This is a genomic window from Paraburkholderia flava (assembly GCF_004359985.1).
In the GTDB taxonomy this organism is placed as follows: domain Bacteria; phylum Pseudomonadota; class Gammaproteobacteria; order Burkholderiales; family Burkholderiaceae; genus Paraburkholderia; species Paraburkholderia flava.
Genome location: NZ_SMRO01000003.1, coordinates 812,216 through 828,313, shown reverse-complemented (window position 1 = coordinate 828,313; position 16,098 = coordinate 812,216). Strand labels below are relative to the sequence as shown.

Annotated in this window: 14 protein-coding genes; 6 read left to right on the top strand and 8 right to left on the bottom strand. The window is 63.8% G+C overall.

Translation table 11 applies throughout. The features are described from left to right. Positions 1-26: 26 nt before the first annotated feature. Genes E1748_RS26265 through E1748_RS26255 form a run of 3 tightly spaced genes read right to left on the bottom strand, consistent with a single transcriptional unit; the run spans position 27 to position 2,958 of the window. Positions 27-1,481 (bottom strand): NAD(P)(+) transhydrogenase (Re/Si-specific) subunit beta, encoded by a 1,455-nt coding sequence (locus E1748_RS26265; protein WP_133650182.1) that lies wholly within the window; start codon positions 1,479-1,481, stop codon positions 27-29. Continuing rightward, the gene (locus tag E1748_RS26260; RefSeq protein WP_133650181.1) at positions 1,482-1,805 is read right to left on the bottom strand and encodes an NAD(P) transhydrogenase subunit alpha part 2; all 324 of its coding nucleotides are present in this window, start codon (positions 1,803-1,805) and stop codon (positions 1,482-1,484) included. Positions 1,806-1,818: 13 nt separating this feature from the next. Beyond that, complete coding sequence (locus E1748_RS26255) at positions 1,819-2,958, bottom strand: Re/Si-specific NAD(P)(+) transhydrogenase subunit alpha (protein WP_133650180.1); 1,140 nt, start codon at positions 2,956-2,958, stop codon at positions 1,819-1,821. Positions 2,959-4,044: 1,086 nt separating this feature from the next. Between E1748_RS26255 and E1748_RS26250 the strand changes: the two genes are divergently transcribed. The 3 genes from E1748_RS26250 (at position 4,045) to E1748_RS26240 (ending at position 7,506) form a co-directional block, all read left to right on the top strand. Next, entirely contained in the window at positions 4,045-4,572 is a 528-nt protein-coding gene (locus tag E1748_RS26250) for an NUDIX hydrolase (RefSeq protein WP_240766837.1), read from the top strand. Next, positions 4,569-5,714, top strand: coding sequence for a tRNA 2-thiouridine(34) synthase MnmA (gene mnmA / locus E1748_RS26245; RefSeq protein WP_240766790.1), 1,146 nt, complete (start codon positions 4,569-4,571; stop codon positions 5,712-5,714). Before E1748_RS26250 ends, mnmA begins: the two co-directional genes overlap by 4 nt. A gap of 181 nt (positions 5,715-5,895) precedes the next feature. Continuing rightward, positions 5,896-7,506: an FMN-binding glutamate synthase family protein gene (locus E1748_RS26240; protein ID WP_133650178.1), complete on the top strand. Its 1,611-nt coding sequence runs from the start codon at positions 5,896-5,898 to the stop codon at positions 7,504-7,506. An 88-nt stretch (positions 7,507-7,594) separates the two neighbouring features. Here E1748_RS26240 and loiP read toward each other — a convergent pair whose 3' ends face one another. The 4 genes from loiP to E1748_RS26220 form a co-directional block, all read right to left on the bottom strand. Then, entirely contained in the window at positions 7,595-8,380 is a 786-nt protein-coding gene (loiP, locus tag E1748_RS26235; protein WP_166653629.1) for a metalloprotease LoiP, read from the bottom strand. 200 nt (positions 8,381-8,580) lie between these two features. Continuing rightward, complete coding sequence (locus E1748_RS26230) at positions 8,581-9,444, bottom strand: ABC transporter permease (RefSeq protein WP_133650177.1); 864 nt, start codon at positions 9,442-9,444, stop codon at positions 8,581-8,583. Between the two features lie 38 nt (positions 9,445-9,482). Further along, on the bottom strand, positions 9,483-10,280 hold the full coding sequence (locus E1748_RS26225; RefSeq protein WP_133650176.1) for an ABC transporter ATP-binding protein: 798 nt from the start codon (positions 10,278-10,280) through the stop codon (positions 9,483-9,485). A gap of 93 nt (positions 10,281-10,373) precedes the next feature. Further along, positions 10,374-11,390: an ABC transporter substrate-binding protein gene (locus E1748_RS26220; RefSeq protein ID WP_133650175.1), complete on the bottom strand. Its 1,017-nt coding sequence runs from the start codon at positions 11,388-11,390 to the stop codon at positions 10,374-10,376. Positions 11,391-11,743: 353 nt separating this feature from the next. Here E1748_RS26220 and E1748_RS26215 point away from each other — a divergent pair, with 353 nt between their 5' ends. Together E1748_RS26215 and E1748_RS26210 are read left to right on the top strand one after the other, a co-directional pair. Then, the gene (locus E1748_RS26215; protein ID WP_133650174.1) at positions 11,744-12,421 is read left to right on the top strand and encodes a response regulator; all 678 of its coding nucleotides are present in this window, start codon (positions 11,744-11,746) and stop codon (positions 12,419-12,421) included. Then, positions 12,421-13,830 carry a sensor histidine kinase gene (locus E1748_RS26210; RefSeq protein ID WP_133650173.1) on the top strand — a complete coding sequence of 470 codons (1,410 nt, stop codon included), beginning with the start codon at positions 12,421-12,423 and terminating at the stop codon, positions 13,828-13,830. Before E1748_RS26215 ends, E1748_RS26210 begins: the two co-directional genes overlap by 1 nt. Here the strand turns inward: E1748_RS26210 and E1748_RS26205 are convergent. Continuing rightward, positions 13,822-14,433 (bottom strand): glutathione S-transferase N-terminal domain-containing protein, encoded by a 612-nt coding sequence (locus E1748_RS26205; protein ID WP_133650172.1) that lies wholly within the window; start codon positions 14,431-14,433, stop codon positions 13,822-13,824. The genes E1748_RS26210 and E1748_RS26205 overlap by 9 nt on opposite strands. A gap of 234 nt (positions 14,434-14,667) precedes the next feature. Here E1748_RS26205 and E1748_RS26200 point away from each other — a divergent pair, with 234 nt between their 5' ends. Continuing rightward, positions 14,668-16,098 carry an aminopeptidase P N-terminal domain-containing protein gene (locus E1748_RS26200; protein ID WP_133650171.1) on the top strand — a complete coding sequence of 477 codons (1,431 nt, stop codon included), beginning with the start codon at positions 14,668-14,670 and terminating at the stop codon, positions 16,096-16,098.

Sequence of the window (16,098 nt, the reverse complement as noted above, 5' to 3'; positions counted from 1 at the left end):
GTGTTTTTACCTCTACTTCTGCTGGCTTACTCGACCGCCTTCACCATGTCCTCGATGACCTTCTTCGCGTCGCCGAAGACCATCATCGTCTTGTCCATGTAGAACAGGTCGTTGTCGAGGCCCGCGTAGCCGGCCGCCATCGAACGCTTGTTGACGATCACCGTGCGCGCCTTGTACGCCTCGATGATCGGCATCCCGGCGATCGGCGATTTCGGATCGTTCTTCGCGGCCGGATTCACCACGTCGTTCGCGCCGAGCACCAGCACCACGTCCACCTGACCGAACTCGCTGTTGATGTCCTCCATCTCGAACACGAGGTCGTACGGCACCTCAGCTTCGGCGAGCAGCACGTTCATGTGCCCCGGCATCCGGCCGGCCACCGGGTGGATCGCGTAACGCACGTCGATGCCCTTCGCGATCAGCTTGTCGGTGAGTTCCTTCAGCGAGTGCTGAGCGCGTGCGACGGCCAGACCGTAGCCCGGCACGATCACCACCGTTTCCGCGTTGCCGAGCATGAACGATGCGTCGTCGGCGGAACCGGACTTCACTGGCCGCTGTTCCTGCGCACCGCCTGCAGCAGCGGCGCCAGGTTCCGCACCGAAGCCGCCGAGCAGCACGTTGAAGAACGAGCGGTTCATCGCGTGGCACATGATGTACGACAGGATCGCGCCTGAAGAACCCACCAGCGAGCCCGCGATAATCAGCATCGCGTTGTTCAGCGAGAAGCCGATGCCCGCCGCCGCCCAGCCCGAGTACGAGTTCAGCATCGACACGACCACCGGCATATCCGCGCCGCCGATCGGGATGATGATCAGCACGCCGAGCGCGAACGCGATCAGCGTCATGACGATGAACGGCAGCCAGGCTTGCGTGAAGAAGAAGATCACGCCGAAACCGACCATCGCGATCGCGAGCATCAGGTTCAGCAGATGCTGCCCCGGGTACACGACGGGTGCGCCCTGGAACAGCCTGAACTTGTACTTGCCCGACAGCTTGCCGAACGCGATCACCGAACCGCTGAACGTGATCGCGCCGACGAACGTGCCGATGAACAGCTCGATCCGGTTGCCGTACGGCAGGAAGCCGACATACGGCGCATCCTGAACGCCGAGCCCGAACGCGGCCGGCTCATAGACGACCGCATACGCGATACACACGGCCGCGAGACCGATCAGCGAGTGCATCGCCGCGACGAGTTCGGGCATCTTCGTCATCTCGACGCGCGCGGCGACGAACGCACCGATCGCCCCGCCGACGACGAGCGCACCCAGCAGCAGCCCAAGCCCCAGCGTCAGGTTCGAACCGAGTTCGCCGGCCTGCTTCACGATCAACGCGATCGTCGTGAGGATCGCGATCGCCATACCGACCATGCCGAACATGTTGCCGGCGCGCGCGCTCTTCGGATTCGACAGACCCTTCAACGCCTGGATGAAACACACCGACGCGATGAGGTACAGCAGCGTAACGACGTTGATGCTCATTTACGCGCCCTCCTTCGTGTTCGCGAGCTTCTTCGGTTCTTTCTTGCGGAACATCTCGAGCATTCGCCGCGTGACGAGAAACCCGCCGAACACGTTGACCGCCGCGAGCAATACCGCGAGCGTGCCGAAGAACTTGCCCGGCCCGCCGACTGTGAGCCCGGCAGCCAGCATCGCACCGACGATCACGATCGCCGAGATCGCGTTGGTCACCGCCATCAGCGGCGTGTGCAGCGCGGGCGTGACGTTCCAGACGACGTGGTAGCCGACGTAGATCGCCAGCACGAAGATGATCAGATTGATGACGGTGTGGTTGATGATTTCCATCGCCGTTCCTTGGTTAGGTGCGCGTGACGGCGCCGTCGCGGGCCAGCAGCGTGGCCGCGACGATGTCGTCCGCGAGATCGATGTTGAGTACGCCTTCCTTCGTGACGATGAGCTTCAGGAAGTCGAGCAGATTGCGCGCGTACAGCGACGACGCATCGGCGGCGACCATCGACGCGAGGTTCGTATAGCCGACGATCTGCACGCCGTTCCGCGTCACGACCTGGTCGGCCACGGTGAGCGGACAGTTGCCGCCGCGCTGGCCTTCGTACTCGGCACCGCGTCCAGCGGCGAGATCGACGAGCACCGAGCCGGGCTTCATCGCCTGCACGGTCTCGACCGAGATCAGCGTCGGCGCGGCGCGGCCAGGAATCAGCGCGGTGGTGATCACGATGTCGGCCTGCTTCGCGCGTTCGTGGACGAGCGCTGCCTGACGCGTGAGCCAGCTCGGCGGCATCGGCCGCGCATAGCCGCCGACGCCCTGCGCTGCTTCGCGTTCCTCGTCGGTTTCAAAAGGCACGTCGAGAAACTTCCCGCCGAGCGATTCGATCTGCTCTTTCACCGCGGGACGCACGTCGGACGCTTCGATCACCGCGCCGAGACGCTTCGCGGTCGCGATCGCCTGCAGCCCCGCGACACCCGCGCCGAGGATCAGCACGCGCGCGGCTTTCACGGTGCCGGCTGCGGTCATCAGCATCGGCATGAAGCGCGGATAGAGAGCGGCGGCGACGAGCACGGCCTTATAGCCCGCGATGTTCGCCTGCGAGCTGAGCACGTCGAGGCTTTGTGCGCGTGTCGTGCGCGGCGCGGCTTCGAGCGCGAATGCGGTGACGCCGGCGGCGGCCAGTTTTGATGAGTTTTCCGTATTAAACGGTTCGAGCATCCCGACGAGTACGGCACCGCGTTTGAGGAGCGGCAGTTCGGCGTCGGTGGGTGACTGGACCTTCAGGACGAGTTCGGCGCCGAACGCGGTGGCCGCGTCGACAAGCTCGGCGCCTGCGGCGGCGAAGGCTTCGTCGGTAAAGGCGGCGCCGGTTCCGGCACCTTGCTGGACCGTGACCCGATGGCCTTGGGCGACGTACTTCTTGACCGTCTCGGGCGTCGCGGCGACGCGGGTTTCATGCGCGCGCGTCTCGGCTGGCACTCCGATGTGCATCGTTGGATCCTCCTCGACTTCGTGTTTTGCTTCGAGTTTTGCCGACGAGGCACGCCGGCCTGCTGGTGCAATGGCTAAGCTAACGCGTCACTGTAACCGATTGTCTGCCTGTGCAGGCCCCAGTAATAAGTACTGTTTTGGTGGGGACTGTTGTTGGTTTTTGTATTGATTAGAGGTGTTTTTATTATTTTTTGTTCTGGATCGGGGTTAGGGGTTTCGCTATGCGGTGGGGGGTTGCATGTCGTGGCTTGGGGTTGATGTTTGCTTTTGTTGTTGGCTTTTTCTTGCGTGTGCTTTTTGGTTTTTCCGCGCGGCGGTGCTGATTCGCGCCTCGCGGCGCAGGCGTTGCCCCTGTGCGGGGCGGCACCTACTTTTCTTTGCCGCGGCAAAGAAAAGTAGGCAAAAGAAAGCCGCTGAGACGAAGCTTCTCCTTTCCGTGCGCTACCCCAGTGGCACTCGCCTAAATGGACACCACGCTCACTCTGGCCAGTGGTCCGAGACGAGACCCGCCCTCGCGCCGCTTATCTTCGTGACAAGGCAGTCATCCGGTCCGGCGGGCTGCGCCGCCGAGGGGCATAACCCCTCGAGCTGTGCGCGCTGGCTACGGGTTCCGTGGGGGAGTGGGTGCTGCGGGCGAGCACGAAGGAATTTCCCCTAAGTGTCGTGAATGCCCAATGGTTTCCCATGCAGACCGATCCGCGCGCACGCCAGTGCGCCGCGGGATGTGCGGGCGCTTTGTCACTCCGGTTTGCGATCCGGGAGACGATCTCGTCTCGGACCACTGCCCGGGGTGAACGTGGTGTCCACTTAGGCGAGTGCCACTGGGGCTGCACACGGAAAGGAGAAGCTTCGTTTCAGCGGCTTTCTTTTGCCTACTTTTCTTTGCCGCGGCAAAGAAAAGTAGGTGCCGCCCCGCACAGGGGCAACGCTCGCGCCGCGAGGCGCCAAATCGCAGCCGCCGGCAACGCAAAACCAAGAACGAGTCCAAAGCACCCCAAATCCCGAAAACAGCATAGAAGCCTCATAACAACCGTCAAAAATCCAGTAAAAAACAACGAAAACCCAAACCAGCTAAAATCCCACCCCATGGAAACTTGGGCACCTCATGTAACAGTCGCAGCCGTCATCGAGCGCGATGGCCGCTTCCTGCTGGTCGAGGAACACACGGCCGCAGGGCTACGGCTAAATCAGCCCGCTGGGCATCTGGAAGCAGGCGAAACGCTAATCGAAGCAGCCATCCGCGAAACGCTCGAAGAAACGGCTCACCCGTTCGAGCCGAACGCGCTAGTAGGCATCTACATGACGCACTTCGAGCCATCGGCAAAAAACGAAGGTACCGGCACCACGTACCTGCGATTCACATTTTGCGGACAGGCAAACGAACAGATCGTAAATAGAGCCCTCGACCCGGACATCGTCCGCACCGTCTGGCTAACAGCAGACGAGCTCCGCGCATGCCCCGACCGACATCGCACACCACTCGTGATGCGCTGCGTCGACGACTACCTCGCGGGCCGACGGTTTCCGCTCGATCTCGTGCACACGCACGCGGTCGCACCACCCGCATCAAGCAAATCAGGCAACGAGTCAGGCAACAAGTCAGGCATCTCATGAGCAAGCAGAAAGTCGTAGTAGGTATGTCGGGCGGCGTCGATTCGTCGGTGACCGCGTGGCTGCTCAAGGAGCAGGGGCACGACGTCGTCGGTCTCTTCATGAAAAACTGGGAAGACGACGACGACAGCGAATACTGCTCGACCCGCGAAGACTGGATCGACGTCGTCTCGGTCGCCGATCTGATCGGCATCGACGTCGAAGCCGTCAACTTCGCCGCCGAATACAAGGACCGCGTGTTCGCCGAATTCCTGCGCGAATACTCGGCCGGCCGCACACCGAATCCGGACGTGCTGTGCAACGCCGAAATCAAGTTCAAGGCGTTCCTCGATCACGCAATGTCGCTCGGCGCGGAAACCATCGCCACCGGCCACTACGCGCGCGTGCGCGAACGCGACGGTCGCTTCGAACTGCTCAAGGCAACCGATCACACGAAAGATCAGTCGTACTTCCTGCATCGCCTGAATCAGTCGCAACTGTCGCGCACGATGTTCCCGCTCGGCGAAATCCCGAAGACGAAGGTGCGCGAAATCGCCGAACAGATCGGGCTGCCGAACGCGAAGAAGAAGGATTCGACGGGCATCTGCTTTATCGGCGAACGGCCGTTCCGCGACTTCCTGAACCGCTATCTGCCGACCCAGCCAGGTCCGATGAAAACACCGGACGGCGAACGCGTCGGCGAGCATATCGGCCTCGCGTTCTATACATTCGGTCAGCGCAAGGGCATCGGCCTCGGCGGCAGCAAGGAAGGCAGCGGCGAACCGTGGTTCGTCGCGGGCAAGGACATTCCGTCGAACACGCTGTACGTCGCACAGGGCCACGATCATCCGTGGCTGCTGAGCCGCACGCTCGTCGCGGGCAACCCGAGCTGGGTCGCAGGCGAGCCGCCCGCCGAAGGCCATCCGTGCGGCGCGAAAACCCGCTACCGCCAGGCCGACGCGGCATGCACGTTTAGAGAAGTAGCCTCAACCCCAGGCAACTTCGAACTCCATTTCGACGACGCCCAATGGGCTGTCACACCGGGGCAATCGGCGGTGCTCTACGATGGCGATGTCTGCCTCGGAGGCGGCATCATCGAGCATGCGGTAACCTCACAGCCTGTAGCGCGTCGACCGCAGCAGGCCGCCTTGCTCAGCGCACGCTGAAGCGTTACGCGGTCCGCTGCACGCAACGGCCAACGGTTCAACAGGGCCACGCAAGCCCGCGCGCAACACAGGCAAGCAGCACCTTTATAACAAACGCAGTTATCCGTTTCCCCCGCAGCGGATCCCTTCCGCACCCGAGCGTAACGATCCCGCCGCGGGGACTCACTGCAAGGGAGTCCCCATGTTTTATCGACGCTATCTGGCGATGTGGTGCGCGGTGCTGCTGCTCGTCGCCTGCGCGGCGCTCGCCGCTACGCATCACCTGTCGTGGTTCTGGATCGTCGTGCCGGTGCTGCTCGTCGCACTCGGCCTCTTCGATCTGACGCAGGAACGTCACGCGATCCTGCGCAATTACCCGCTGTGGGGGCACTTCCGCTTCCTGTTCGAATTCATCCGCCCGGAAATCCGTCAGTACTTCATCGAAGACGACACCGACGAAAAACCGTTCTCGCGCGCACAGCGCAGCATCGTCTACCAGCGCGCGAAAAACGACGTCGACAGCCGGCCATATGGCACGGAGTTGGACGTGAAAGCGGTCGGACACGAATGGATCAGCCATTCGCTCGCGCCGACGAAGATCGACGGCCACGACTTCCGCGTGCTCGTCGGCGGGACGCGCGAACAGCCGTACTCGATGTCGATCTTCAACGTGTCGGCGATGAGCTTCGGTTCGCTGTCGGCGAACGCGATCATGGCGCTCAACCTGGGCGCGAAGAAAGGCAACTTCGCGCACGACACCGGTGAAGGCTCGATGTCGAAGTATCACCGTCAGCATGGCGGCGACATCATCTGGGAAATCGCATCCGGTTACTTCGGATGCCGCAACGACGACGGCACCTTCAACCCCGAGAAGTTCTCGAAGCAGGCGCACGAGCCGCAGGTGAAGATGATCGAGGTGAAGCTGTCGCAAGGCGCGAAGCCGGGTCACGGCGGCGTGCTGCCGGCCGCGAAGATCACGCCCGAGATCGCCGAGACGCGCGGCGTCCCGATGGGCCGCGACTGCATCTCGCCCGCGACGCATTCGGAGTTCTCGACGCCGCGCGGTCTGCTCGAATTCGTCGAGCGTCTGCGGAACCTGTCCGGCGGCAAGCCGACCGGCTTCAAGCTGTGTATCGGCCATCCGTGGGAATTCTTCGGCATTGCCAAAGCGATGCTCGAGACGGGCATCCTGCCGGACTTCATCGTCGTCGACGGTGCGGAAGGCGGCACCGGCGCGGCGCCGCTCGAATTCACCGATCACGTCGGCGTGCCGCTGCAGGAAGGGCTGCTGCTGGTGCACAACACGCTCGTCGGCATCGGGCTGCGCGACAAGATCCGCATCGGCGCGAGCGGCAAGATGATCACCGCGTTCGACATCGCGAAGACGCTCGCGATCGGCGCGGACTGGGTCAACGCGGCGCGCGGCTTCATGTTCGCGGTGGGCTGCATCCAGGCGCAGACGTGCCACACGGGCCGCTGCCCGACCGGCGTCGCGACCCAGGACCCGGTGCGTCAACGCGCGCTCGTCGTGCCCGACAAGTCGGACCGCGTATTCAGCTTCCATCACAACACGCTGCACGCGCTGCAGGAAATCGTTCAGGCGGCCGGGCTGCACGATCCGTCGGATCTGCGCGCGCATCACATCGTCCGGCGCGTGTCGTCGCACGAGGTCCGGCTGATGTCGGATCTGCTGAAATACCTGGAACCGAACGATCTGATCAACGGGACCTACCGCTATACGCTGTACGAACGCTGGTGGCCGGTCGCGCGCAGCGATTCGTTCGCGGCCGCGACGGTGCCTGCGGCCGCATAGCGTCAAGCGTCGCTCAGGAAACGAAAACGCGCGCTCCGGCATCGGCCGGAGCGCGCGTTTTTTTATCCCGCCGCAGATTCAGTGCGCGTTACTGGTTCGACGCGAGCCGCTCTTCGATATGCTTCGCCCGATCCGGCGACGCCGGGTGCGAACTCATCATGCTGGACTTGCCGCCGTCGAGCTTCGCGAGCTTGTTGAACGCGCTGACGAGGCCCGACGGATCGAGGCCTTTCTTCTTCTGGACGTCGAACGAATAGTCGTCGGCGGCCGATTCCTGGGTTTGCGAGAACTGCGCATTGACGAACTTCTCGGAGAGATCGCCGAGCTGCGAACTCGACAGCGCCCCGGCAATCCCGCCCGCCGACGATGCCACCGAGCGCGCCGCCTCCGTCGCGTACGCGACCTGCATCGCCTTCTTCGTATGGCCGAGCGCAACGTGGCCCATCTCGTGACCGACGACGCCGCGCACTTCGTTGTCGTTCATCAGATCCATCAACCCGCTATAGACACGCACGCAGCCGTTCGCCATCGCCCACGCGTTGACGTCCTTCGTGATGTAGACCTTGTAGTTGACCGGCACGCCGTTGATGTCGCTGCCCAGTTGTGCGGCGATCTTGTTCAGGCGCTTCGTGTACTTGCTGTTCGCGGGCGCGATCTGGCTTTGCGCGTCCATCTGCGCGCACGACTTGTCGGACAGCGTGCGGACGTCGCCGTCGGACAGCGACGCGGCCTGCGTGACCTTCTGGCCGGTCTGGATCAGCGCGTTCGGATCGATGCCGCCGACCGACGAACACGCGGCGAACGTGCCGGCCAGTGCAGCGGCGGCGGGAATGAGTAGCAGGCGCAACGGGCTCAACGGGCGGGAAGTTTTCATGGGTATCGTGCTCTCGGAGGTGGTGAGTTGTTCGACTTTTGCCGGGGCATCGCGAAACGCCCGCGAGCCCGTGATTTTTACCATATCGAAAGCAAAATAACGAGAAATGTAATGTGTATCGAGGCACTCCGTTAGCAAATAAAAAAGCGCCCCGCAGGGCGCTTTTGTTTTTGCACAATCGGTGAGAAGGTGCCGCCCAGCTACACCGCCGTCGGCCGCCACTTCAACAGCCGGTTCTCGACAGCAGTCAGCAGATAGTCCGCCGCGAGCGCGACGACCGCCAGCACGATCATCGCCGCGAACACGCCGCTCGCGTTGAACGCGCCCTGCGCGGTCGAGATCAGCAGACCGATACCCTGCTTCGAGCCGAGAAATTCACCGACCACCGCGCCGACCAGCGCGAAGCCGAAGCTCACGTGCAGGCTCGCGAGAATCCAGCTGAGCGCCGACGGAATCACCACCGACGTCGTCACCTGACGACGCGACGCACCGAGAATCTGCGCGTTCGCGATCATGTAGCGGTCCGCTTCGCGCACGCCCTGGAACGCATTCGCGAACACGACGAAGAACACCATCACGACGGCGAGCGCGACCTTCGATGCCATCCCGAGCCCGAGCGCAATCACGAACACCGAGCCGAGCACGACGCGCGGAATCGAATTCGCGATCTTGATGTACAGGCTGAACACGTCGGACAGCAGCTTGTTGCGGCCGAGCACGATCCCGCAGAACACGCCGCCGATCGAACCGATGATGAAGCCGATCCCGGTTTCCTCGAGCGTCACCCACACCTGCGTGAGCAACGGTCCTTGCGACGTACCGTTCACGAACCAGTCGACGATCTGGTCGAAAATCGCGGTCGGCATCGAGAAGAAGAACGGATCGATCCACTTGAGGCGCGCGGACAGTTCCCAGCCGCCGAGCACGACGACCAGCACGACGATCCGCAGTGTGATCACGAGTGCATGGCGGCGACGGATGCGCTGCTGCGCGATGCGCTCGACCTGCGCGAGCGACGCGGCGTCGAGGCCCGAAGGCAGCGCCTGTTGATGAGTAGTAGACATATGAGGTTCCTGCGTGGCGACGGGTGGCGAGTGTGTGACTAACCGATCTGCACTTCTTCGCGCAGGTCGTGCCAGATGTCGCGCGAAATCTCGATGAAGCGCGGCTCGTAGCGAATCTCCGACGTGACGCGCGGACGCGGCAGATCGATCTCGTAAACTTTCTTCAGCGTCGCGGGCCGCGCGGTCAGCACGAACACACGATCGGCGAGCGCAATCGCTTCTTCCAGATCGTGCGTGACGAACACCACCGAGCCCGCGTTCGCCGACCATAGCTGCAACAGCTCGTCCTGCATCAGCGTGCGGGTCTGCATGTCGAGCGCGGAGAACGGCTCGTCCATCAGCAGGATTTCGGGCTTGTTGATGAACGTCTGCGCGAGCGCGACACGCTTTCTCATGCCGCCCGACAGTTGATGCGGATAGTGCTTGCCGAACTTGTCGAGACCGACGCGGCGCAGCCATTCGTTCGCTTCGTCGTGAGCCGCGGATTTCGAACGGCCGCGATACAGCGGACCGGCCGCGACGTTGTCAAGCACCGAGCGCCACGGGAACACCGCATCCGCCTGGAACACGAAGCCGATGCGCGGATCGATCCCGTCGACCGGCGCACCCATCACGCGCACTTCGCCGGTGGTCGGTTTCAGCAGACCGGTAATCAGGCTGAGCGTGGTCGACTTGCCGCAGCCGGTCGGTCCGACGACCGCGACAAACTCGCCGCGCGCGACGCTCATGCTGAAATCGCGCAGCGCGATCGTCGCCTTGCCGTCCGGCGAGATAAAGCGGCACGAGACGTTGCGCAGCTCGATCGCCGGCGTGCCCTGGGACAAAGATGAATTCATGCGTGCTGCCTCGATGGTTGCAGGGGCGCCGTGCGCGGATTGCGGCGTTGCGCGCGGCGCGTGTGCGGTGGGTTTTGCGTGACCCGTTCTGCGTTATTTCGACTGCGCGACGAAGTCGTTGGTGTACGTCTTCGACAGGTCGATGTGCTTGCCCTTCACCGACGGGTTGAACGCGGCCAGCACCTTCAGCACGGTGTCCGGACCATCGGCGGGCATCTTGCCGTCCTTCGTGAACATCGGCAGCGAGGCCTTCAATGCACCGACGTACAGGTCGCGGTTCGCGCCGTAGTAGTCCTTCGGCATCTTGTCGGCGATCTCGTCGGCGCTGTGCGTCGCGATGAAGTTCAGCGTGCGCGCGAACGCATGCGCGAGCTTGCCCGCTTCGACCTTGTGCGATTCGGCCCACGCGCGCTGCACGTAGAAGCTCGATGCCGGGTACGTGCCGCCGAGCGCGGCGCGCGTGCCGTCGAGCGTGCGCATGTCGACCAGCACCTTTGCGTCGCCGGTCTGCAGCAGCCGCGAAACGGTCGGTTCGGTCGTCATGCCGGCGTCGATGCGCGACTGCTTGATCGCCGCGATGAAGCTGTTGTCCGCGCCGACCGGCAGCAGCGTGTACTGCGTCGACGGGATGCCCGCGCGCTGCGCGAGGTATTGCGTGAGGAAGCTGGTCGACGAGCCGAGGCCGGTCACGCCGAGCGTCTTGCCCTTCACGTCGGCCATGCTCTTCAACGTCGCGGACGCTTTCGTCGACACCATCTCGACCTCGCCCGGCACCTGGCCGAACACGACGATCGCTTCGACTTCCTTGCCCTTGCTCTGCAGATCGATCGTGTGATCGTAGAAGCCGACCACGCCCTGGACCGCGCCCGCGAGCAGTTCGTTCTCCGCATCGACGCCGGCCGGCTGCGAGAGAATCTCGACGTCGAGCCCTTCGTCCTTGAAGTAGCCGAGCTGTTCGGTGAGCTTCGCCGGCAGGTAGATGATCTTGGTGGCGCCGCCGACCATGATCGAGATCTTCGAGTCGGCGAACGCCGCGCCCGATGCCGTCGCCAGTGACAACGCAACGACGGCCGACGTGGACAGGGCCACCATGTTTCGCAAGGTACGCATCCGCTAGTCTCCTGTGCTGGATTGGAGCCGCCTTGCATGCTGCCGGCGGCGTTTTATTGCTGTCGATTTTTATCGATTGCAGTCGACGCCGACTTTCCGACGTGTGACGGGCATTATAAAAATCGGAAACCTTCTGCGAGCTATCGGCGGGTTGGTGCAAACGTGGGTGTTAACCCGAAACGAACCTCGCAGCGAGTCTGGAATGGGAATCCATCCGCCGCGTGAGCCGTTGAAACGCTCCGACTGTCCGCACAAGCCCGCGTCGCGCGGGCCGTGCAACGTGTGCTATTTTCGGGGCGCCCGCCGCGGCCCGGCGGCTTTGTGTTCTCTGTCTCACCTCCTCGCTGCCCGCCATGAAGCTCCTGCTGATCGAAGACAACCCGACGCTATCGCACTGGCTCGCGAAAATGCTCAAGCAGGACGCGTTCGCACTCGATACGGTGCAGGACGGTGAAGCCGCCGACCAGTTGCTCCGCACGAATCACTACGACGTCGTGCTGCTCGATCTGAATCTGCCGAAGCTGTCCGGCAAGAACGTGCTGCGTCGCTTGCGTCAGCGCGGCGACGCGACGCCGGTGATGATTCTCACCGCAAGCGGTTCGATCGACGAGAAGGTCGAACTGCTCGGCGCGGGTGCCGACGATTATCTGGTGAAGCCGTTCGAAGTGCGCGAGCTCGTCGCGCGCATCAAGGTGCTGATCCGTCGACAGTCGCCGTCGAAGGCCAGCGACGTGACGTGCGGCGATCTCTCGTTCGATATCGATACCCGGCAGTTCACGCTGAAGGGTGCACCGCTCGCCGTCACGCCGCGCGAGCGGACCGTGCTCGAAACGCTGATTTTGCGGCTCGGCAAGACGGTATCGAAAGTCGCGCTGATGGATTCGATCTTCACGCTCTCCGACGAGCCGAGCGAAGACGCCGTCGAGATCTATATCTCGCGGCTGCGCAAAAAACTCGACGGCAGTTCGGCGGCGATCGTCACGCTGCGCGGGCTCGGTTATCTGCTGCGCAAGAAAGAAGATGACCAGTGATGACGAATAGTTTGCGCATCCGTCTGCTGTGGTGGCTGCTCGTGCCGCTCGCACTGTACGTGTTCGTCACCGGTAACGCCGAGCACGACAACGCGCGGCGCACCGCCGATCTCGTGCAGGACAACGCATTGTTGTCGTCTGCGCGGATGATCGCCGGCGAAGTGGAATGGGTGGACGGTTATCTGCGCGTCGACGTGCCCCCCGCCGCGCTCGAAATGTTCGCGTCGCCGTATCGCGATCAGGTGTTCTACAGCGTTGCAGTCGAAAATGGCCGGCTGCTCGCCGGCACGCCGGATTTTCCGCACGATACGTACGCGTCCTACGACGTGCCGCGCTATTACGATACGACCGTCAAAGGCCATCCGATCCGCGCAGTCGGCTTCGTGCGGCAAATGTACGACAACGGCGCGACACGTCGTGTGCTGGTGTCGGTCGGCAAGACGATGCGCTCGCGCGACGCGATGATGCAGCAGTTGTGGCGACCGCAGCTCGTGCGGCAGATCGAGATGATCGTGCTCGCGGTCGCGCTCGTGTGCATCGGGCTCACGTTCGAACTGCGTCCGCTGATGAAGATGAAGGACGACGTCGCCGACCGCGATCCGATGCAGCTCGCGCCGTTACGCATCGAGCGTCTGCATGCCGAACTGCGGCCGATCGTCGATGCGATCAACCAGTGCATCGCGCGGCTCGGGCTGCAGGTCGGCGCACAGCGACGCTTTATCGCCGACGCTGCGCATCAACTGCGCACGCCGCTGACGTTGCTCGATACGCAGTTGCAGTTCGCGCGCCAGCATCGCGGCCTCGAACCAGCGCTCGACGAAGCGCTCGCGGCGATGCATCGAAGCAACCGCTCGATGGTCGGGCTCACCAACAAGCTGCTGCTGCTCGCGCAGGCCGAAGCCGCCGACTACACGCAGCTGGCGAACCAGCCGGTCGATCTGGGTGCGCTCGCGAAGGACGTCGTCGAGGATCTCGCGCTGCTCGCGCAGGCGCGCACGATCGATCTCGGCGCAGAGCTGCAGAGCCCTGCGTGGGTGGTCGGTCATGCGGGATTGCTGTCGGCGCTGATCGCGAATCTCGCGGAAAACGCGATCCGCTACACGCAGCCCGGCGGTCACGTGACGGTCGCGGTACGCAGCGACGACACGACAGTCACGCTCGTCGTATCGGACAACGGACCGGGCATTCCGCCCGAAGCGCGCAGCCGGGTGTTCGAACCGTTTTATCGCGCGGCCACCGATACCGAAGGCACCGGTCTCGGCCTCGCGATCGCACGCGAGATCGTGCATGCGCATCGTGGGGAGATCGTGCTGTCGGCGGGCGATCCGGTGGCTACGGCAGTGGGTAGCTCAGGAGGGGGCCGCGGCGTGACCGCGACGGTCACGTTCGCGGCGGTGCGTTCAGTCTGAAGGAAGGGTGTCGGCGAACGACGGGCGCAGCGACAGTTTCTGGAAGTGCTTGTCGAGCGTCGGGTACGGCTCGCGCCAGTTGAGATCGGGCATCCGGAAATCGAGATAACCGAGCGCGCAACCCACCGCGATATCCGCCAGCGTGTAGTGATTGCCGGCGCACCACGGCTTGCTGCCGAGCCCCTGCGTCATCGCGATCAGACCTTCGTCGATCTTGCGACGCTGCCGGGCTAGCCAGCCTTCGTTGCGCTGCTCGGGCGGACGCTGCGTGCCTTCGCAGCGGATCAGCACCGCTGCGTCGAGCATGCCGTCGGCGAGCGCTTCCCAGCAACGCACCTCGACGCGCTCGCGTCCCGACTGCGGAATCAGCTTGCCGACCGGCGACAGCGTATCGACGTATTCGCAGATCACGCGCGAATCGAACACGGCCTCGCCGTCGTCCATCACGAGGCACGGCACCTTGCCGATCGGATTGAAGGTATGGATGGTGGTCTCGGGCACCCAGACGTTTTCGAGCACCAGCTTGTAGTCGATCTTCTTTTCGGCGAGCACGATCCGCGCCTTGCGGACATACGGGCTCCCCAGCAAACCGATGAGTTTCATCACATCTGCCTTTTCTGGAATCCGGCGAAAGTATAACGTTGGATGTCGGTCATCGAGACGACGGCCGGACTGCTTCCGGATGCGCGCCGCATCGTACGCGTGGGCAAATTGTAACGTTGCCGCGGGTTGCCAAGGCGCAACGCGTTTGTCCGGACGGTCGGCCGGTCAGCGCGCCGTACATATGGCCGTCGGTCCGCGCGAAACCGCATCCGCATTGGGCGCTACAATCGCACGATGAACCAGCCGACCGAACTCCCGGGCGAAAAGACAGCCGCCGCGCCCCCGGCCATCGACGTCCACGTCGACGTCTACCGTGGGCGCCGCGAACGCGTGCTCGCGGCGTTACGCGCGCAGGGCGGCGGCGTCGCCATCGTGCCGACCGCGCCGGAGGTGATGCGCAACCGCGACGCCGACTATCCGTATCGGCACGACAGCTACTTCTACTACCTCACCGGTTTCACCGAACCCGAGGCGACGCTCGTGCTCGACGCGAGCGCGCACTCCGGCGAACCGGCGTCGATCCTGTTCTGCCGCACGAAAAACGCCGAGCGCGAAACGTGGGAAGGCTTCCGCTTCGGTCCCGAAGGCGCACGCGATGCGTTCGGTTTCGACGCGGCCTTCGCGATCGACGATATCGACACCGAACTGCCGCGCCTGATCGCCGACCGGCCCGCGTTGCACTATGCGCTCGGTGCATCGGCGGAATTCGACACGAAGGTGCGCGGCTGGCTCGACACGGTCCGCGCGCGCAGCCGCGGCGGCATCGCGGCACCGTCGGGTGCGCACGATCTGCTGCCGCTGCTCGACGACATGCGCCTCTTCAAGGACGCACACGAACAGTCGATCATGCGCCGCGCCGCGCAGATCTCCGCGCTCGCGCATCGTCGCGCGATGGCCGTGTGCCGTCCCGGCATCCGCGAATACGAACTCGAAGCCGAACTGCTCTACACGTTCCGTCGTCATGGCGCGCAGGCGCCCGCGTACGGCTCGATCGTCGCGGCCGGCGCGAATGCGTGCGTGCTGCACTATCCGGCAGGCAACGCGATCGCGCGTGACGGCGACCTGATCCTGATCGACGCCGCGTGCGAACTCGACGGCTACGCGTCCGACATCACACGCACGTTCCCCGCGAACGGCCGCTTCTCGCCGGCACAGCGCGAGCTGTACGACATTGTGCTCGCCGCACAGCAGGCTGCCGTCGATGCGACGCGTGCAGGCGTGAGCTTCGAGGCGCCGCACGACGCAGCCGTGCGCGTGCTCGCGCAGGGGCTGCTCGATACGGGCATCGTCGACCGGCAGCGCTTCGCATCGGTCGACGACGTGATCGCCGAGCGCGCGTACACGCCGTTCTACATGCACCGCACCGGCCACTGGCTCGGGATGGACGTGCACGACTGCGGCGACTATCGCGAACGCAGTGGTCACCGCGATGCGGACGGCGTGCTGCCGTGGCGCACGCTGCAGCCGTCGATGGCGCTCACCATCGAGCCGGGCCTCTACGTGCGCGCGGCAGACAATGTGCCTGAGCGCTACTGGAACATCGGCATCCGCATCGAAGACGACGCGGTCGTCACGGCCGACGGCTGCGAACTGCTGACGCGCGACGTGCCGGTCGATGCGGACGAAATCGAAGCGCTGATGCGCGACAAGCAGCACGGCGCGTGA